At 45.1% G+C, this 18,827-nt stretch carries 15 protein-coding genes; 2 read left to right on the top strand and 13 right to left on the bottom strand.

The window, feature by feature from the left end:
* Positions 1 to 174: 174 nt before the first annotated feature.
* Positions 175 to 960 (bottom strand): DUF1573 domain-containing protein, encoded by a 786-nt coding sequence (locus HUW51_RS23020; RefSeq protein WP_185271930.1) that lies wholly within the window; start codon positions 958 to 960, stop codon positions 175 to 177.
* Positions 961 to 1,156: 196 nt separating this feature from the next.
* On the opposite strand from HUW51_RS23020, the gene HUW51_RS23015 reads away from it, so the two are divergent.
* Complete coding sequence (locus HUW51_RS23015) at positions 1,157 to 3,571, top strand: alpha-ketoacid dehydrogenase subunit alpha/beta (protein ID WP_185274644.1); 2,415 nt, start codon at positions 1,157 to 1,159, stop codon at positions 3,569 to 3,571.
* Between the two features lie 84 nt (positions 3,572 to 3,655).
* Here HUW51_RS23015 and HUW51_RS23010 read toward each other — a convergent pair whose 3' ends face one another.
* The 12 genes from HUW51_RS23010 to HUW51_RS22960 form a co-directional block, all read right to left on the bottom strand.
* Positions 3,656 to 5,098, bottom strand: coding sequence for a glycoside hydrolase 5 family protein (locus HUW51_RS23010; RefSeq protein ID WP_228466859.1), 1,443 nt, complete (start codon positions 5,096 to 5,098; stop codon positions 3,656 to 3,658).
* Between the two features lie 127 nt (positions 5,099 to 5,225).
* The gene (locus HUW51_RS23005; RefSeq protein WP_185271929.1) at positions 5,226 to 6,044 is read right to left on the bottom strand and encodes a TIGR04290 family methyltransferase; all 819 of its coding nucleotides are present in this window, start codon (positions 6,042 to 6,044) and stop codon (positions 5,226 to 5,228) included.
* A 259-nt stretch (positions 6,045 to 6,303) separates the two neighbouring features.
* Positions 6,304 to 7,386: a CgeB family protein gene (locus tag HUW51_RS23000; RefSeq protein WP_185271928.1), complete on the bottom strand. Its 1,083-nt coding sequence runs from the start codon at positions 7,384 to 7,386 to the stop codon at positions 6,304 to 6,306.
* Entirely contained in the window at positions 7,383 to 8,492 is a 1,110-nt protein-coding gene (locus HUW51_RS22995; RefSeq protein WP_185271927.1) for a CgeB family protein, read from the bottom strand. Before HUW51_RS22995 ends, HUW51_RS23000 begins: the two co-directional genes overlap by 4 nt.
* A complete protein-coding gene (locus tag HUW51_RS22990) occupies positions 8,482 to 9,621 on the bottom strand; it encodes a CgeB family protein (protein ID WP_185271926.1) in 1,140 nt (379 codons plus the stop codon). Before HUW51_RS22990 ends, HUW51_RS22995 begins: the two co-directional genes overlap by 11 nt.
* Positions 9,622 to 9,664: 43 nt before the next feature.
* Positions 9,665 to 10,750, bottom strand: a complete 1,086-nt coding sequence (locus HUW51_RS22985) for a glycosyltransferase family 4 protein (protein ID WP_185271925.1) — start codon at positions 10,748 to 10,750, stop codon at positions 9,665 to 9,667.
* Positions 10,751 to 10,753: 3 nt separating this feature from the next.
* Positions 10,754 to 11,794 (bottom strand): Gfo/Idh/MocA family protein, encoded by a 1,041-nt coding sequence (locus HUW51_RS22980; protein WP_185271924.1) that lies wholly within the window; start codon positions 11,792 to 11,794, stop codon positions 10,754 to 10,756.
* Positions 11,795 to 11,986: 192 nt separating this feature from the next.
* A complete protein-coding gene (locus HUW51_RS22975) occupies positions 11,987 to 12,994 on the bottom strand; it encodes an MDR/zinc-dependent alcohol dehydrogenase-like family protein (protein ID WP_228466857.1) in 1,008 nt (335 codons plus the stop codon).
* Positions 12,994 to 14,040, bottom strand: a complete 1,047-nt coding sequence (locus HUW51_RS24685) for a GDP-mannose 4,6-dehydratase (RefSeq protein ID WP_228466855.1) — start codon at positions 14,038 to 14,040, stop codon at positions 12,994 to 12,996. Before HUW51_RS24685 ends, HUW51_RS22975 begins: the two co-directional genes overlap by 1 nt.
* The gene (locus HUW51_RS24680; protein WP_228466853.1) at positions 13,992 to 15,056 is read right to left on the bottom strand and encodes a hypothetical protein; all 1,065 of its coding nucleotides are present in this window, start codon (positions 15,054 to 15,056) and stop codon (positions 13,992 to 13,994) included. The genes HUW51_RS24685 and HUW51_RS24680 overlap by 49 nt, the downstream gene beginning before the upstream one ends.
* 46 nt (positions 15,057 to 15,102) lie before the next feature.
* Positions 15,103 to 16,221, bottom strand: a complete 1,119-nt coding sequence (locus HUW51_RS22965) for an NAD-dependent epimerase/dehydratase family protein (RefSeq protein WP_185271923.1) — start codon at positions 16,219 to 16,221, stop codon at positions 15,103 to 15,105.
* A gap of 665 nt (positions 16,222 to 16,886) precedes the next feature.
* A complete protein-coding gene (locus HUW51_RS22960; RefSeq protein ID WP_185271922.1) occupies positions 16,887 to 17,459 on the bottom strand; it encodes a hypothetical protein in 573 nt (190 codons plus the stop codon).
* A 170-nt stretch (positions 17,460 to 17,629) separates the two neighbouring features.
* Here HUW51_RS22960 and HUW51_RS22955 point away from each other — a divergent pair, with 170 nt between their 5' ends.
* Positions 17,630 to 18,643, top strand: a complete 1,014-nt coding sequence (locus HUW51_RS22955; protein WP_185271921.1) for an acyl transferase — start codon at positions 17,630 to 17,632, stop codon at positions 18,641 to 18,643.
* The last annotated feature ends 184 nt before the right edge of the window (positions 18,644 to 18,827 follow it).

Here is an 18,827-nt window from a genome sequence, read left to right as displayed (position 1 = left end):
CAAATACAGTTCCAAAGTTAGTGAAACTTACTGGGTAAGCGTATAATTAAGCTGTAGATTAACTATTAGGTTTAAAAATTATTTTTAAAATAAAGGAAACACGGGGAGCTGACTTAAATAAAAAAAGGCAGTGATAAAATCACTGCCATTAGTCAAAATAAAACTATGAAAAAACTATTTAAACGGAACAGCAGCGCTGCTCTCCTTTATAATGCTGGTAGTATTTAAACTCTTCACTACTTTAGCTTTTAATTCCAAGATAGTTTCGGAGGATACAATATCGTTAGAAATGAACTTTACTTGTTCTATTTGTTCTCCTAACACCCGCTGGGTATAAGTTAGTTCCAAAATTTCTTCATTTCCGGGAGCAATTTCTTCAGACGCAATTCTATAATTAATACAGTTACAAGGCGATTTTAACCCTTGTATTCTAAGCGGCTGTTTTCCAGTATTTTTCACAATAATTTGGGCAGGTGCTTTTTGCCCGAGCTCCAGTTTGCCAAAATCATGCAGCTTTTTATTTACAGTAAGCCGCGGGGAATTAGCTAATTGAGCCGGTGTAGAACTTACTTTTACCGCAGATTTATCTATTACTGTACCTTTTATAAACAAGGCCTGGGTAGGAGTACCTGCGTTGCTGGTAACGGTAATGCTTTTGTGAAAGGCGCCCGGCCGGCCGGTGCTGTTATAAACTGCTTTTACCATGCCCGTTTTACCCGGTAACACGGGCTCTTTGGTCCAGTCGGGGGTAGTGCAGCCGCAGGAAGGCTGCACTTGGGAAATAACGATGGGCTGATCGCCGGTATTTTTAAATTTAAACGCGTAAGTAGCCTGCATGCCTTCGGCAATATTGCCAAATTCGTGGGTTTCTTTTTCAAACTTTAATACACCTTGAGCCTGGGTAAAGGGTGATATCAATATAAGGCAAATTGCCGAAATAAGTAATGGTATCAATTTCATGTATATAGCCTTTAAAATTATATTTGCAACCGTAGAATTGTTACAAATATAGCATTAATCCCGCAAAAACATAAATACGGAATTTAGCGTTAAACTTAAACCAAAAGGGAGGCGCTTGGGTTTACGGGTTTGATTTACGGGTAAAATTTCCGTATTTTGAACCATTAACTTAATTTGCCTCTAAACTTTGACTATGATGCAAACTGCTGCACTCGTACAAAAACAGGCTCTCAGCAGAGAGGAAATACTACGAGACTACCGATTAGCTTACGAAAGCCGGCAAGCAAGTCTTACTGGCCGCAAGGAAGTTTTTATGGGTAAAGCTAAGTTCGGGATTTTTGGGGATGGGAAAGAAGTAGCACAGTTGGCGATGGCGAAGTATTTCCGGAACGGCGATTTTCGTTCGGGTTATTACCGCGATCAAACGTTTATGTTTGCTACCGGGGAGTTAACGCTTCAGCAGTATTTTGCGCAACTGTATGCCCACGCCGATGTGGAAGCCGAGCCCGCTACCGCCGGCCGCTGCATGAATGGGCACTTTAGTACCCGCTCTCTGGATGAAGACGGCAAGTGGAAAAATTTGATGGAAATTAAAAATTCCAGCGCTGATATTTCGCCCACCGCCGCGCAGATGCCCCGCTTATTGGGTTTAGCTTACGCTTCTAAACTATACCGGCTTAACCCGGACTTACAGGAATTTACTAATTTTTCGATAAATGGTAACGAAGTAGCCTTTGGTACCATTGGTAATGCCTCTACCGCCGAGGGGATGTTTTTTGAAGCATTTAATGCGGCTGGAGTTTTGCAAGTGCCTATGCTTCTTTCGGTTTGGGACGACGATTACGGTATTTCGGTACCGAATGAATACCAAATGACCAAAGGCAATATTTCTAAAATTCTTTCGGGTTTTCAGCGCGACAGTCCGGAAGAGCCCGGCTACGAAATATTTACGGTAAAAGGCTGGGATTACGAAGCATTATGCAATTTATACGCTTACGCCGTGGACCTGTGCCGCGAACAACACGTGCCCGTATTAATACATGTGCAGGAAATGACCCAACCTCAAGGGCATTCCACCTCCGGCTCGCACGAGCGTTATAAATCAAAAGAGCGTTTGGCCTGGGAAGAAGAACACGATTGCTTAAAGTGCATGCGCGAGTGGATTCTGGCGAACGAATACGCGACCACCGAAATGCTGGACCACCTGGAAGCTGAAGGCCGCGAAGCGGTACGGCAAGCCCGTTTAGCCGCCTGGAACGATTACATTGGGGGTGTAAAAGCCGACCATAACGAAGCACTGGCGCTCCTGGATAAACTGGCCACCGAAACGGCTAATAGTCACGCTACTCAGATAGCCGGTATTGCCGAAGAACTACGCAAAAATACCATTCCCAATCGATACGACGCGGTAAAAGCCGTTAAAAAAGCGCTACGTTACGTACGTCAGGAAAGATTGAAAAGCCGGCGTAATTTGTTAAGTTGGTTGGAGCAAGTAATCGGGGAGAATGCTGACCGGTACAATTCTTATTTAATCAGCCAATCCGAAGAATCCCCTTTATTAGTGGGCGAAGTAAAACCGGAATACGACGAGAACAGCCCGCTGGTAGATGCCCGCGAAGTATTAAGAGCTTGTTTTGCTGCTGCCTTAACCCGCGAACCACGTTTGTTTGCTATCGGCGAAGATGTAGGTAAAATTGGGGATGTAAACCAAGCTTTTGCCGGCCTGCAAGATAAATTCGGGGAACTACGCGTTACCGATACCGGTATCCGGGAATGCACCATTGTGGGGCAGGGGATTGGCGCTGCGTTGCGGGGTTTGCGCCCCATCGCCGAGATTCAATACCTGGATTATCTGATTTACGCCATTCAAACTTTATCCGACGATTTAGCTTGTTTGCATTACCGTACCAAAGGCGGCCAGAAAGCCCCGGTAATTATCCGGACCCGCGGGCACCGGCTCGAAGGAGTGTGGCATTCGGGCTCTCCCATGGGCATGGTTTTAAATACGTTGCGCGGTATGCACGTTTTGGTACCCCGTAACATGACCCAAGCTGCAGGTTTTTACAATACGCTGTTAAAATCCGACGATCCGGCATTAATTATAGAGTGCTTAAATGGTTACCGTTTAAAAGAGCGCATGCCAACCAATATTGGCGAAATTACGGTACCCCTTGGAGTTCCGGAAATTTTGCGTTCCGGAGAGCACGTAACGGTAGTTACCTATGGTTCGATGTGCCGGGTGGTAATGGAAGCGGCGCAGCAATTAGCCGAATTTAAGATTTCAGTGGAAGTCATTGATGTGCAAACCTTGCTGCCATTCGATATTCCGAATATGATTCTGGAATCTGTAAAGAAAACCAACAAAATAATATTTGCCGACGAAGATGTTCCGGGTGGTGGAAGCGCCTTTATGATGCAGAAAGTATTGGACGAACAAGGCGCTTATAAATGGCTGGATGCCCAACCGCGGGCCATTTCAGCGCAGGAACACCGGCCTTCTTATTCTTCCGATGGCGATTATTTCTCTAAACCGAATGTAGAAGATATTTTTGACGCGGCTTATGAGTTAATGCAAGAAGCAGATCCGGAAAACTATCCGCCGATATACTAAAGAATGTTTTGAATTTGCCAGAATCTAAAATTTTTAAAAATTTTAAATTCTGGTGTTATCCCGTAGTCATTAAGTAGCCAATTCTTAAATCTGCTTAATGGCTACGGCGATATCCGTAACAATAGGCGGAATTTCCAATGTAAGTTCTTGGCTTTGTTTTACTTCTACTACTTGCTGCGATAGTAAAAAACCTTCTTGCGTTTTCCAGAAAAATACTTGGTAAGAACCAGGTTGTAAGTCCGGCACCGAAACAGTAACCGGAATAGCGGGGGCAGTTCTATCTACCATCTTCTTTTTATCGCGTTTATCCTGGCGCAATAAATACACAATTGCTTGCTTGTCGTCGGCACAGCCAAATTTGGCAAAGGCCGGAGAAGATATTTTTATTTCCTGATTCAGGTTTTGGCGTTTAAAGGTAGACCAGTTAATAAGTTGCGCAAACTTAGCTAAGCTGGATTGAGCTACGCGCATGCCCGGCGTAAGTACGTGCGGGTGGCGGTTGGGCCAGCGCATACCACCGCCAGCTGCCCCCGATGCCAGGTGTGACCATTGAATGTGCCGGAAGTACTCATCGTCAAAATCATCGGGCAAGGTTTTTCGCAAATCTTTAAAATTGTGAATCGGTCCGTGTTCACTATCAAAAAAAGGTTTGGGCTGATGTAAATGTTCTAGGGCTTCCCGCACCAAAGCTCCCGTGCAAATGGCCGAGTTTACGGTATCTTTCGGGTGATTAATGGTTTTGGCATCGTAAAAATGGGTAGTAGCAAAATCGAGTTGCGGGTGCCGGAAAATAACATCGGCTACGGCCGGATGCTCGTACAAAACCGGCCCGAATAGGGAAACGGTTTGCAAGTGCGTGCGGCCGTACAAACCCATTTCCACTTCGCGCAAATGGGTGCTTATTTCCTGAATAAACTGGTAAAAAACTTCCGTGTTATTTTCGGCGTGTGCCGGGTGAATTTCGTTCCACAAATCCCAGGCAAACAAAGCGCCACTGCGGCCCCAACGCTCTGCGGCAAATGTTAATCGGTTTTTAATGGCATGCAGCGTATCCGGGCACAACAACCACCGCGACCGTTTGGCGCAGGGTCCACCGTTTGCTTTATTATAAGGATGATGTTTCCAGCGGATCCACATCCAAAAAGTATCGTAAGGCGTGAGCAGAATGCGTAAGCTGTATTTTTCGCAAAGTGCAAATAAATCGTCCCACAACTTGAGCATGTTCGGCTGAAACTTGCCTACCGGTTTTTCGAGGTAGCGGTTCTCGGTTTGGGCGTATTCCAGCATAAACCGTAAGCAGTTTACGCCATGGTCTACTAAATAAGCCAAATGGTTTTCTACGGCGCCATAATCTTTCCGGCGGAATAAACCGGCAAAATCCGGCCAGGTAATCGCATCGTTCTGACCAATGGGCGTCCAGTTTTCGCCGGTTTCGGTAATAAAATACGGGGCATTCGGTGCTACCTGAATCCAGGGCAGGCTTACCTGTTTTTCCCCGGGCTTCACTTTTACTTCGTAATCTAACATTTTGAAAATTATTACCTATCGGCTACGCTGCTACTCCAGAATTACGTACTACTCAGAAATGTAAATTTTTAAAAAATTAGCCTTATCTCGGTTTAAGCCTAAGGCGGGGTTAACCGTTTTAATTTAATTACGAAGTTAATGTCCGGTTTTTGTGGGTAACTTTTTCTTTTACGGCTTCGGACCAGTTTTGCCCGGTTGCCGATAAATACTCGGAGCTGTTCCAGGAATGGACACTTTTGTTGTTATCGGGATCGGGTTCGCAGAGGTAAATTTCGTGGGCGGGGCGTTGGGTAACTTTTAAACCGCAGGAGCGCAGCATGGCCTCAATGCCCGCGTGGTTGGGCGCCCACCAGTTGGTGACATCGCCGGCGAGCCGGTTTTCGATAAACGCCATTTTGGGCCAGCCATCTTGCTGCATTTTTTCGCGGGCATTAAAATCTAAATCGTAAGGTATCTCGGCCACTTCTTCGCCCGGCATGGTTAAGGTTTGAAAAACCATGAGCCGCTTTAATTTTTGGGAAAGGATGTCCAAAGAAAGCAAAGGATACCGCAAATGATACAGCACGCCCATGTACCAGATTAAATCAAAGCTTTGTTCCAGCTTTACCACATCGTACACCTGCATTTGCCGGAACTCAATTTGATGACTTAGGTTGAACTGTTTGGCCACCCAGGTACCTTGTTTTAAGTAATGTGGGTCTATATCAATGGCCAGAACCTGCGCCCCTCTTTGGGCTAATTGCAAGGTGTAATAACCCGCATTACAGCCCACATCCAGCACGTTCCAGCCGCTTAAATCTTCGGGAATGGAGGGCGCAATGTCTTTCCATTTAAAAGCCGGAAAGTCACCCAGCGTGTGGTGGGGCGCGGTTTGAGTACCATCGGGTAAGTGAATATTATGAAACCACGGACCTAGTTGTTCAATTTCCTGCTGCAACGTACTCATGAATATTTAAGCTAAATTTTGTTGTGTGGGTATACTCTTTGGTAAGAGGTTATGTTATGTAATTTTCTTTTTAATTATTAAAAAAAAGCATTTTGAGGAAAGCTTAGCCATTAGCCAAAAGCTTCTGTTTTATAGCACCGGTAGCAATAAGACGTTTTCCGGAAAAATAAAGTAAAAGGCAGTTAATGGTAAATGTAAGCAGCTCCGAAAAACGAAATTTTTAAAAATTTGCTTTTCGGAGCTACTTACATTGGTTTGCTTAAGCTAAAATCTTGTATTCCCGGATGTATTGTTCTACTTCTAAAGCCCGGTGCGCCGCGGTATGCTGCACTAAAACTTTTTGCCGGGCTTTTTCGCCAATGGCTTTTCTTTCCGGTTCTGAAATTTCCTTTAAAAACCGCAAAGTATCGGCGGCGGAGTAAGAAACCAGGATTTCGGATTCAAATTTAAAAATTGAGTCCAGGCCATTCCAATAATCGCTGATAATGGGCGTACCGCAAGCGGCCGCTTCAAACAAACGAACGCTAGGGGAATAACCCGCTTTAATCATATCTACCCGCGTAATATTTTGGGTAAAGCGTTGGCTGTTGTAAAACTTCCGGTGCTCCGCGGGCGGCAAATGATGGATGTATTGCGTGTTGGCGGGCCACTGAATGGTTTCGGGGTACTGCGGGCCGGCCACTACAAACTTGCCTTCCGGCCAGGCGCGGGCGGCATCCAGCATTAATTTTTCTAAAGGCGGTTGCCGGTCGTCGCTGTAAGTTCCTAAATAACCCAGGTCCCATTTTAACTCCTGCAATTCCGGGAAATACAAATCCGGATCGAAAGAACAGTACAATGGCCGGGCTTTGGGCGAACCATATTTTTGTTCGAGTAAATCTAACGTTGGTCCGCCTGTAAAGGATAAATATAAATCGTACTGCGGAATGAGCCGCGGATGCAAATACTCGTAATCCTGGCGTTCCAGTTTAGCTAAAGTAACCGGCGTGTCGATATCGTAAAAAGCTTTAATGCCTTGCGCGGTATTAATGACCCATTGCCCGACCGCTACGCCTTCCGGAACGTAAGAACCTACCATTACAAAATCGGCTTCGCGTACTTGTTCGGTAAACCGGGTTTGCAGATCATCCAGGGAGGTATACAATTGCGTGTCGCAATAACCCGGGTTAGGTAAATCGCGGCTGGAAGCGTACCACGGCACATCTCTTTCCAGAAACAAAACCCGATGCCCGCGGTTAGCCAGTTCGCGCACCAAACCCCGGAACGTAGTAGCGTGACCATTTCCCCAGGACGAAGTAATGGATAAACCCAGAATAACAATGTTTAAGGATTCCTGCTTCATACTAACTCCCCGGCTTTTTTACTTATTTTGCTGAAAAGCAGTTGGTCTAACTGGTCGGCACGATGGTCGTAGGTATGGGCAGCTAAAACTTTTTTATAAGCGGCTTCACCAATGGATTTTGCTTTTTCTTCTGTTAAACCGGCCATAATCTGGGCTACTTCGTCGCCATCTCGGGCTACTAGGATTTCGGTGCCGGGTTCAAAAAAGAAATCAATACCTTCCCAATAATCGGTAATAATGCAAGCGGCGGCGCCGGCTGCTTCAAATACCCGGGTTGCCGGCGAGAAGCCATAACGGGCCATGCTTTCGCGGCTGATATTTAAAACCGCTTTGGGCGTGCAGTTAAAGGCATTATGATCCTGAGTAAACACGTGGCCAATGTATTTTACGTTAGGGCTCATCGGCTTATCGCCCCAGCCACTACCGCCAATCATAAAGGTTTGCTCCGGACATTTGGCGGCCACATCTAAAAAGAATTGTTCTACCCGGGCTTCGCGGTCGGGCAAGCGGTTACCCAGAAAAGCTAAGTCGCAGGCAAATTTTGGATTAGGTTCTACCGGAAAATGGGTAGCGGTATCTAAAGCATTATAAATAGGTACGCATTGTTTGGCGCCTAAAGCTTCGTAGGCTTGGATTACCGGTTCGCCGCCGCCATACGTTAAAATTAAATCGTACTGCGGAATATGGTTCCGGAAAGAGTCTTGCGGGTTGTGCTGCACGCGGTCCAGGGTGGCCGGCGCATCTACGTCCCAGAAAATAACAGTCCGGTCGGGCGTTTGTAATTTTAAAACTTCAGCTTCCAGCAACTCGTCAAAAACACCAACTCCGCTGGCTTTTACTACAATATCCGCGTGAGTGGCATCTTCCAGGGCTTGTAACACGGCTTCTTCGGTAGCGGGATAAACCACCACTTTGGCCCAATCCGGGTCGGGCATATCGCGGTTTTCCTGACGCTGGTAGGCATCTGGTTCGTAAAAAGTAACCTCATGGCCACGTTGGTGTAAAGCCCGCACAATGCCCCGGTAATACGTGGCCGCTCCGTTCCAATAAGCCGACACCAGGCTGGAACCAAAAAAAGCAATTTTTAAATTTTTCTTATTTTGCATGTAAGTTTTGTTCTTTTTTGTTGCCCAATATTTTAGCAGAATCAATGCCCAGCTCTCCGCAGATAATTTCTAATTCATTTACCCGGTGCGCGCAGGTATGCCGCTGGTTAATGGTTTTTAAGCCTTGTGCCACTAACGCGCCGGCTTTGTTTTCGTCGGAAAGTACGGTTCTTAAATGCTGTTTCATTTCTTCGCCGTTTTGCGCTACCAGAAAATCCTGACCGGGCGTGAATAAGTTTTCGGCATCTTCCCAGGGCGCTGTTATTAAAGGAATACCGCAACTTAAAGCTTCAAAGGGCCGGATGGTAGGAATGCCGGGTAAAGCCTCCACGTAAGGTCGACGTGGCACGTGTACGGTTACTTTGTATTTGGCAAACTCTTCGGGCGCTTTGTAGTTGGGTAACCAGCCGCCGTATTCAATACCCGCATCGGCTAAAGATTTTAAGGCGTGCTCCGGGTAACGGACCCCGTAAATTTTCGCTTTTAAACCTAGTTCTTTCACTGGATTTATTAAAAATTCGTGCAGCTCGGCGGTACGTTCTTCATCGCCCCAGTTCCCGATCCAAACCAAATCGCCTTGTAGTTCAGTTTTCGTACGCGGGTAAAACACCGAATCATCGGCGGCTTCGTGCCAGGTCCAGGCTTTTTGCGTCCATTGTTCCTGCAGGTAAATATTCTTGATCACTTCACCAAAAGCCAATACGCCATCGTAGTGCGATAAATCGTAGGCGGCCATGCTGCTTTTTTCGGTTACAGCGCGGTGGTGGGTATCGTGGAAAAGCAATTTGTAATTTTTACCTATCCGGTGTTCGCCAATGCGTTTTACCAGCTCATGATCGTTCCACTCGTGCACCAGCACCAAATCCGCGTTTAATAAAACCGAATCCAGTTTAAGCGTATCCAGATTATAGAAGTTGGTGGCCAAGCCTGGATAATAGCTGTGCAGTTCGTTTAATTTTTCGGGTCCGTATTCATTCACTAAATTCTGCAGACTCCAGCCATTTTCGGGCTCGTAAACTTGCACTTCGTGGCCTCTCACTTTTAACTCCTGCACGATGCCTCTTAAAAAATGCGCATTCCCGTGGTTCCAGTCAGAAAGCAGGGAATGGTAGAAGAGAACTATTTTCATTATTATGTTAAATTAAAGCTGAATTTTTAAAAATTTACCTCTCTTACAAGAGTTGCTGGTATAAATCCAGGTACTCCGATGCCATTTGTTCGGCACTGTACTGCTGGGCCACGTTTAATGCCCGATAGCTAAAAATATTCCGGATAAACTCATCCTCGATTAGTTTCGATAAAGTGGTTTTGAGTTGTTCCGCATTATTCGGATCAACGTAAGTAGCGGTATGCTGCCAGATTTCTTTTTGGCTCGGAATGTTGCCCAGCACCAAGGCGCAGCCTGATAAGCCGGCTTCTAAGGCCGATAAGCCGAATGGTTCATACTTGGCCGGCAAAGCAAAAATGGAAGCCCTACTTAAATAATCTGCAATAGCGGCGTACCCTAAATGGCCCAGGAACTGCACATTCGGAAATTTTAAAATTTTGCCGGTTACGGGATGTTGGGCGTTCCCGGCAATCAGTACGGGCCAGCTTAATTCGGCGGCTACCTGGGTTAGAAGCGTTATGTTTTTGGCTTCGTCCCACAACCGCCCCATGCTAAAAATAAAAGGCTCTTTCGAAGCATACCGGAATAAACCTAAATCGCGGCCATTATGAATTACCAAATGGTTATGAAAAGGGCCATACAAAGTTTCGGCTTCTTCCAGCATGGTCAGGGTGGGAGCCACCACCACTTGCGCGGCACGTAAACTTTGTGTAACCTGGTGGCGGTAAGTGAGCCAGCTTTCGGGGGCCGCTTCTTTTTTAACGCCTTGCCACCACGACTGCACGCAGGAATGAACCACCTGTATTACCGGTTTTCCCCAGTTTAAATTACCGTGTACCAAATTGTTTAAGTGAATCAGGTCGGGCTTAAATTCCTGGTTGATTTTCAGGAGCCATTCGCCGGCCGCAGTTACTTCTTCCCAGGGGTTCTCCATCCACTCCAGCTTGTAATTGCTTTCGTAGAGAACTACGTTGGATAAAGATTTGATTTGTTCGTATTGCAACGGCGACAGGAAAGCGCCCATAGTAGCCAGCGCGATTTGGGTGCCGTACGGAGCCAGAGCTTTTATTAAATCGAGGGCATAGGTCCACACGCCGCCGACGGTATCGGCGGTTAATAAAAGTTTTAATGGCTTGCCGGCTTGGTTCATCTACTATCTTCCATAAATTTTATCCAATACTTCCGCTACTTTTACAAATTCTTCAGCTTCGGAATTAAATTGTTCGCCGGCGGCTACCCGGTTGGCCCATACAACTCCCGCGCGGCCCGACCAATCATCCGGTGGGAAACACAAGGTTTCGGTGCGGGTACCGTAGTAACGCTCTGCGGTAAAATCGTAGAACGAGCCATTGGTGTTTTTAAAAGCTACCCCGCCTTGCGTGCCATAAAATACCGCGCTAATAATTGCTTCCTGACCGGCGGGTAAGTTCCAGGAGCAGGTAAGCTGCACGTTTGCTCCGCTTTGTAATTGAATGCTAGCCGTTGCGTAATCTTCTACCTGGTCTTCTGGCGAGGTTAAGGGTTGTCCTTTACTGTACAAACTACTGGTAACGGTTTTTACCTCCGGGAAATTCAAACACCACAGCGCCAAATCCACCAGGTGCACACCCAGGTCGATTACGCAACCACCACCGGATAATTTTGGGTCGTAAAACCAGGGTTTATCCGGGCCATAGGCATTATGAAAAGTTAACTCCACGCCGTAAATAGTCCCTAATTCACCGGATTGAATTACCCGGTAAACTTCCTGCATGGCTTGAGTAAACCGGTACGATAAATCCACGCCCAACAGTTTATTAGCCGCACGCGCTGCTTCTACCACGTTTTGTGTTTCTGTTTGATTGCGGCCCAAAGGCTTTTGGCAGAAAACGGCTTTACCAGCGTTTAAAGCCGCTATGGCTTGTTCGGCGTGTAATGCGCTGGGGGTGGCAATAACTACGGCATACAAGTCGCTGGTAAGCATCTCGTCCAAGGAAGCAGTAGTTTGAGCGGCTGGTGCCGATTTTAAGGCTTCTTCTACATTGCTGGCAACCGGGTCCGAAATTAAAGTAACTTCTCCAGCTTGGTGCCGGGCAATTACTTCCATGCGGTTCCGTCCAATCCAGCCTACCCCCAGAAAACCTAGTTTTGGCGGGTTGACATTCGGGGTTAGATCTGTTTGGGAATGTTTATCTATAAGAGAATCTTGTTGCATGTTTCTTGTTATTTCTTTCTAAAGCATTTGCCTAAATAAAAAGGTTATCAGGCATTGCATGAAGAAAGAGTTGGTAGTAAATAATCAATGAACCAGATATACTTACCGGATAATTTTAGAATTTCCGGCTTAAACGGAATCGATAAACGCAAAATTTTAAAAACTTAGCGTTTATCGCAGCACCGCTAGTCTCTAGAACTGGATAAGCGCTTTCATGAATCCGTCCGGGCGATTTTCTAAAACCTGGAAAGCCTGGTCGATTTCTTCGAAAGGATAGGTATGCGTGTATAAAGGTTGCGGGTTCATGCGTCCACTGAGTACCGCTTCTACGGCTTCGCGCATGCCCTGCAGGTAAATCTGCGGATCGCGTTCGTGGGCGTTAATTACATCTAATCCCCGCCAGTTCCACAACTGCACATTCACGGAGCGCATACCATCCTGGTGAAAACCCGCAATTATGAGTTTCCCGCGTTCGGCGGTAAGTTCGCCGGCCAGGTTTAAAGGCCATTCTTTACCGGTGCATTCAATTACCCGGGGGCAAAAAGTACCGTTGGTTAAATTTTTAACTTTTTCGATTATTTGCCAGTGATCATCCAGTTTTATGATTTCATCGGCACCGCATTCTTGGGCGATTTTTAATGAAAAATCGCGTTGCGAAAGCGCAATTACTCTGGCTCCCGCATGCTTTGCCAATTGAATTAACAGAGCGCCTAAAAAACCAATGCCAATAATAGCTACCGTTTGCCCCGCCTGAATATCCGACCGCTTAAAAATATTAATAGCGCAACCCAAAGGCTCACCCGGAAACGGAATGCTATTAAAAGCTTCGGGTAGTTTTACCAGTGAATCTGCTTCGGCTAAATCGTATTCGGCGTAGGCATTATAAGTAATGGCGGCAACCCGGTCACCTACTTTTACCTGCGTAACTTCTGCGCCAACGGCATCCACAAAGCCCCAGCCTTCGTGACCGGGGTTTCCGGCCGCTACCGGGTACGTAAACCACTCGCGCCCTTGCCAAACCGGTATGTTGGAGGCACACAGGCCGCAACCTTCCATTTTAATCCGCACTTGCGTAGGGCCGGGTTCGGGTAAAGTAACGTTCGTTATTTTTATGTTTTGCGGTGCCTCTATAATAGCAGCCCGCATGGTAGTTGTTTTTTCTGTGGGTAAATCGGTTATGGCAATTAATTCTGAATTCATTAAGCAATCGCAACTTTTGAAACTTTATTTTTTTCCGGCAGCGCAAAATCGGCGGGTAACTCAATGCCCCGGGTTTCGCATAACCACCGGTATAATTTAGCAACACCTTCCTGCACGGAGTTTTTCGGGTACCAGCCGGTAGCTTTTTTAAATTTCCGGATATCCGACACGTAATAATGCTGATCGCCAGGCCGCCAGTCGCCGAATTGTAAGGGAATTTTAGAACCCTGAAACTCCCCGATTAACTCTAGTAATTCTAACAAGCTGGTGGTATTTTCGGGACCTCCGCCAATATTAAAAGCCTGACCTGAGATTTGCGGCATGTGTTCTTGGGCTAACAAAAAGGCATCTACTAAATCTTCTACAAACAGCACGTCGCGTACTTGTTTGCCATCACCGTAAATGCTGATAGCTTTGTTTTCGATGGCCCGGATGGCAAAATGCGCTACCCAACCCTGGTCCTCGTTGCCGTACTGGTGCGGACCGTAAATGCAGCTCATCCGGAAAACTACGGCTGGCAGGTTATACGTGCGGGCATAATCCACCACGTACTGGTCGGCGGCGCCTTTGGAGCAACCGTAAGGGCTATGGAAATCCAAAGACCGGCTTTCGCCGATACCGTGTTTTAAGATCGTTTTATCCGAAGGGTTATACCGCGAACCATCTGCAATAAACAATAAATCTTCTAAGCCGCCATATACTTTGTTGGTAGAAGTAAACACCAAAGGCGGCGGATTATCCTGCGCCCTAATGGCTTCTAAAACGTTAATGATGCCACGGGCATTAATTTCAAAATCGTTGATTGGGTAATCCAAAGAAGTAGTAACGGCTACCTGGGCGGCAAAATGAAATACCTGATCGGCGTTTTTCATTACCTTTTTAACGGTAGCTAAATCCCTGATATCACCCACGAAAATTTCTAAACGTTCGTTGTAGTTATCGTGTAACCATTGCAGGTTACGCTCTACGCCCGGCCGCGAAAGATTATCCAGCACCATTACCCGCTTGCCTTCCTGCAGTAAACGTTTGGCCAGGTTAGTGCCCACAAAACCCACCCCCCGGTAATTAAAGCGTATTTTTCGGTGGGGTTAAAGTTCGATTGGCGGGTAATGCAGGTAAGTTTATTTAAACCGTTTAAGCCATTTTGGGCAAGCAAGCGGTACAATAACTTAGGGCTGTTGTCTTGGCGTTGTAAACCAAAAAAGCAGGCGCGCTCATTTGGGTAATAGTTGTTGGTAGCCGTTAATTCCGGATCCTGGTCTAGTAAGCTGCTCCAGTAAACTTTTGGAACTTGGGTCTGCAAGACATTGCGGAATTCCTGTAGTTGCTGATACTCGTCGTGCTGCCAGGTAGAAAAACCGGCTTCGGTAATCCAGATTTGGGCGTTGGATTTATTATTTTTTAAAATTAAGCGGACTTTGTTCAGGTTTTCTTCCCAGCTTTCCCCATTTTGATCATTCCCTTCCGGAAAACCATGGATACCTACGGCCTGGATGTTTTCCATCACACCCCGGTCGAATAAAAGTTGTAACCAATTAGGGTCTACGGGGTACATGCCTCCCAAAATAACCTTTTTGCCGTGGTGCTGGGCGCGGGCAGCCGCTTTGCCAATCATTTCGGTAAAACGGTGCCAGTTATCATCTAACGTATAATCGTATTCTGCTTTGTTATTGGGCTCATCCCACAGTTCTACCCACTCGAAAGAAGCACCCAGTTGAGTAATTACCTCGTCTAAAAAATTGGCAAAATCTTCGGGGCGGGTTAAAGGGGAAGTCCGTCGGGGGACAATTCCTAAAGAAGGCGGTGTGTGCTGGAAACACGGCAACACGTTTACTTCTTTAGCCAGCATAGGAATAAGCCAATTGTACCATTCTTTGCCTTCCGGAGTAAGGTAATCGGTCCAGGAAATGCCGGTGCGCAATTCAGTAATTCCTAATTCTTTTAAAATAGCAATTGCTTTTTCTACCCGTTTGTGCTCCCCTGGTCGAAACCATTCTACCATCCCAACCACCGGCCAGTTCATATTTTTAAGATTATTATTAGAATGTATATCCATTAACATTTAATTGTTCAGATTTTTAAAAAACAGATGATAGAAACAGCCGGCATTAAACGGTTAAACCACGGGCTGCTAATTCAGCGCTGGCTTCATTTACCCGGTCGTGGGCAATTTGCCCTTCGAGCCACTCCGCTAATTCTAATAAACCACTGTTAAAATCTACCTGCGGATAAAAACCTAAAACTTCCTGAGCTAACGAAATATCGGAATAACAATGGCGGATATCGCCTACCCGGTATTTGCCGGTAATCTGGGCTTTTAAATCTTCTTTACCTAATACTTGCGCCAAACGATCAGCAATTTCGGAAATGGTGTAATTATTACCACTGCCCACGTTGAATACCTGCCCATTTGCTTCTGGCGTTTCTAAGGCTAAGCGGCAAGCTAATGCCACATCGCGCACGTGCACAAAATCGCGTTGCTGCTGGCCGTCTTCAAAAATCATGGGCGGGTTATCGTTCAGGAATCGGGAAGCGAATATAGCTAATACACCGGTATATGGGTTAGATAAAGCTTGCCGCGTGCCGTACACGTTAAAAAAGCGCATAGCAACGGTAGGGATGTTATAAGCCCGGCCCACGAGTAAACTCATGCGTTCCTGGTCGTATTTAGATAAGGCATAAACCGAGGATAAACAAGGTGTTTTAGACTCGGCCGTAGGAATAGGAGAGAGTTCCTGGCCATTTTCGTCCAATACTTCCCATTTGCCGGCTTTTAATTGTTCTAAAGGCCGTTCGGTGCCAACTACTATTTCGCCTTGCGCATTTTTATACAAACCTTCGCCGTAAATACTCATGCTGGAAGCCACAACCAGTTTGTCTACCGGTTTTTGCGACAAGCATTCCAACAACACGGCCGTGCCGGTATTATTTACATCGGTATATTCCCGGATTTCGTACATGCTTTGCCCAACGCCTACCATGGCGGCAAAGTGGAATACGGCGCTAACTCCTTCTAAAGCTTCCAATACTACTTTTTTATCGCGTACATCGCCCACAATCAGTTCTACGTGCGGGTTTAAATAATCCGGACGCTGGCAGTCTTTCCCGTGAACCTGTTCGGAGAGGTTATCCAGGGCTCTAACTTCGTATCCGTAATTAAGTAATTCATCGGCCAGGTGCGAACCGATAAAACCAGCACCGCCCGTAATTAAAACTTTTTTCTTCATAGTTTTCTGATAGGTAATAGTATAGCTTCGTTACAAAAGAGTTTAAGTGTATTTCGAATTTTTCTGTTCTGCATTCGTCTAGGCTAGTTTCGTAATTAATTTCTGCGCTACCAGGCATCAGCACGCTGGTTTAAGCTAAAAATTTAAAAACCGGTTTATACCACGACTACTAAATAGAACAGCAAACCTGCCTTTTTACTTTTTTTACAATAAAAAACCTTGAAATAAAGGCGAGCAATATAAAATTGTAATGAATTGAATTTGAGAAACTAAAAAAAACAATAAAGTTCGGGTATAGTGCTATTGACTAAACCCGGATTAATGTCCTAAAACGTATAAAAAAATGAAAGGTTTGTAGAAGATGATGCTGCGAATGCGGTTTATTATTTATGTGCAATTAAACAAAAATAAGAAATAGTTTAACTGTACCCGCCATAATTTTTTAAAGCAATATTTAAAAACTTTATTATCAGATTATAGAGGTTAATGAATAGTTTAGTATTTGGATAGAGGGTTGGTCTGAAAAGCTGATAGATGGGTATTATTTAGCTTTTGCTAAAAAGAAAAAATTTAAAAATTTATAAAAGATTTTGTGAAAATATACATCAACAAAAAAGCCGCCCGGCAAAGGGAGCGGCTTAATTAATAACAGACATGGGTTTTTACTACTGAAAGAGCGTGGTTTCTTCCGTTGTTATTTTATTACTTAGGTGTAATTTTTTATCTACAATATACACTTCAAACTTAACCACATCGCCGGGAGCAAAAAACCTACTAGGCCGTACCAAAAATCCGTAGTTCAAATCACCCTCTAAAGGACCGGTTCGGCCATCAGGCGCTAACGGGAAAAATCGGCCGTTTAAGCCGCCCGCATTCGGGAATTGGAATTCCTCAAACTGCCCATTGCGTTTCACGAACATTTTGATAAAATAATTGTAAAAGTATTCGCCCTGCGGTACACTGGGTCCGCCGGGAACTAAAGGCCCGGTCGGATTAAACGGCGGATCTTTATCGGCATCGGTTAAACCTAAATCGCCGTCGCCATCTTCAAACCGGATAATGACCACAATAGAGTCCCGTACATCCGTAGTGCCGTTTGCACCAATGGTTTTATGATAATTTACAATGTTTTTGTAACTGATGTTGGGTTCAATGGGAAACTTTGGCGGATTATGGCAGGCTCCCAACAAACCGGTAATTAAAAGCAAAAAAGAAAATATAATAAAATTGTTTTTCATTCTATTGTAGTCGTACGTTATACATGCAGGCTTAAAATTTTTAAAAATTTTGCTTTTACGGGAACAAGCAGCCACAGGTATTTTACCGGTAACTGAATTATTGCTTAAAGTAATTTAAATTTACTAAATTTTTAACGAACCGTTGGGGTATTTGTTTTATCCGCTACCTAATGAATTTTAAACAAGATTTTAAACAAAAGCTTCATACTCAGGCGCCCACCAAGGGAGTTGATTTTGAGCAAAGAGCTTTAGATTTGTTTCATTACCAAGCTATCCATAATCCGGTTTACCGGATTTATCTTCAACAATTGGGTGTAAACCCGCCAACAATTCAAAATTTTAAAAAAATTCCATTTTTACCCATCGAGTTTTTTAAGACCCAAGCGGTAAAAACCGGCGATTTTATACCCGAAACCACTTTCTTGAGTAGCGGCACTACCCAGAACGAACGGAGCCAACATTTTTTAGCCGATCTGCCGTTTTACCTGCAAAATACGCAGCTCCTGTTCGAAAACCAATACGGGCCTTTAACCGACTACCTCTTTCTGGCTTTGCTTCCCTCTTATATAGAGCAAGGAAATTCGTCTTTGGTTGCAATGGTAAATTTTTTTATGCAAAAATCCGGGCAGCCGAAGCCGGGCTTTTTTTTGTATAACCTCGAAGATTTGATTGCTGCTTTAGATCCGGTTCAGGTAAACGGTAAAAAAGTGGTGTTGTTTGGGGTAACCTACGCGTTGCTGGACCTGGCTGACCTTGTGCAGGCTCTTAATTATACGGATTTATTTAAAAACGTAATTATCATGGAAACCGGGGGCATGAAAGGCCGGCGCCGGGAGATGATCCGGGCCGAACTGCACGCGCAACTGCAAACAGCCTTCGAGGTAAATGCCATACATTCGGAATACGGCATGACGGAGTTATTGTCGCAGGCTTATTCTACCGAGAGAGGTTTGTTTACCTGCCCCAGTACCATGCAAATTTTACTACGCGATATGAACGATCCCTTTGATGTAAATCCGGAGTTAAAAACTGGCGGTATCAATATCATCGACCTAGCCAATGTAGATTCCTGCGCCTTTATTGAAACCAAAGACATTGGTAAACTTTACCCGGATAATTCTTTTGAAGTGCTCGGCCGGTTCGATAATTCCGATATCCGGGGTTGTAATTTGCTGGTTAGCTAAAAGCCGTAAAGTTGTTGCTCGATGTTTGTTATTCGTTTTTTCGACTTTAATCTATTATTGCGTTTTTAATATCGGGATGGTGAGGATAGATTTTTAGCTGATCCTGAAAAACAAGATTTGTAAATTTTAAATTTTTAAAATTTTAACGGCGCAAAAACAAAAAGGAGAAATCAAACCGATTTTA

It is taken from the genome of Adhaeribacter swui (genome assembly GCF_014217805.1).
GTDB classification, from domain to species: Bacteria; Bacteroidota; Bacteroidia; order Cytophagales; family Hymenobacteraceae; genus Adhaeribacter; species Adhaeribacter swui.
Note: the sequence above shows the minus strand (reverse complement) of the source record. Positions and strands in the feature narration are given on the sequence as shown.

What these genes read in the sequence shown, in the direction of transcription:
- HUW51_RS23020 (WP_185271930.1), bottom strand. Translation starts at nt 960, where the DNA reads ATGAAATTGATACCATTACTTATTTCGGCAATTTGCCTTATATTGATA.
- HUW51_RS23015 (WP_185274644.1), top strand. Translation starts at nt 1,157, where the DNA reads ATGCAAACTGCTGCACTCGTACAAAAACAGGCTCTCAGCAGAGAGGAA.
- HUW51_RS23010 (WP_228466859.1), bottom strand. Translation starts at nt 5,098, where the DNA reads ATGTTAGATTACGAAGTAAAAGTGAAGCCCGGGGAAAAACAGGTAAGC.
- HUW51_RS23005 (WP_185271929.1), bottom strand. Translation starts at nt 6,044, where the DNA reads ATGAGTACGTTGCAGCAGGAAATTGAACAACTAGGTCCGTGGTTTCAT.
- HUW51_RS23000 (WP_185271928.1), bottom strand. Translation starts at nt 7,386, where the DNA reads ATGAAGCAGGAATCCTTAAACATTGTTATTCTGGGTTTATCCATTACT.
- HUW51_RS22995 (WP_185271927.1), bottom strand. Translation starts at nt 8,492, where the DNA reads ATGCAAAATAAGAAAAATTTAAAAATTGCTTTTTTTGGTTCCAGCCTG.
- HUW51_RS22990 (WP_185271926.1), bottom strand. Translation starts at nt 9,621, where the DNA reads ATGAAAATAGTTCTCTTCTACCATTCCCTGCTTTCTGACTGGAACCAC.
- HUW51_RS22985 (WP_185271925.1), bottom strand. Translation starts at nt 10,750, where the DNA reads ATGAACCAAGCCGGCAAGCCATTAAAACTTTTATTAACCGCCGATACC.
- HUW51_RS22980 (WP_185271924.1), bottom strand. Translation starts at nt 11,794, where the DNA reads ATGCAACAAGATTCTCTTATAGATAAACATTCCCAAACAGATCTAACC.
- HUW51_RS22975 (WP_228466857.1), bottom strand. Translation starts at nt 12,994, where the DNA reads ATGAATTCAGAATTAATTGCCATAACCGATTTACCCACAGAAAAAACA.
- HUW51_RS24680 (WP_228466853.1), bottom strand. Translation starts at nt 15,056, where the DNA reads ATGTTAATGGATATACATTCTAATAATAATCTTAAAAATATGAACTGG.
- HUW51_RS22965 (WP_185271923.1), bottom strand. Translation starts at nt 16,221, where the DNA reads ATGAAGAAAAAAGTTTTAATTACGGGCGGTGCTGGTTTTATCGGTTCG.
- HUW51_RS22960 (WP_185271922.1), bottom strand. Translation starts at nt 17,459, where the DNA reads ATGAAAAACAATTTTATTATATTTTCTTTTTTGCTTTTAATTACCGGT.
- HUW51_RS22955 (WP_185271921.1), top strand. Translation starts at nt 17,630, where the DNA reads ATGAATTTTAAACAAGATTTTAAACAAAAGCTTCATACTCAGGCGCCC.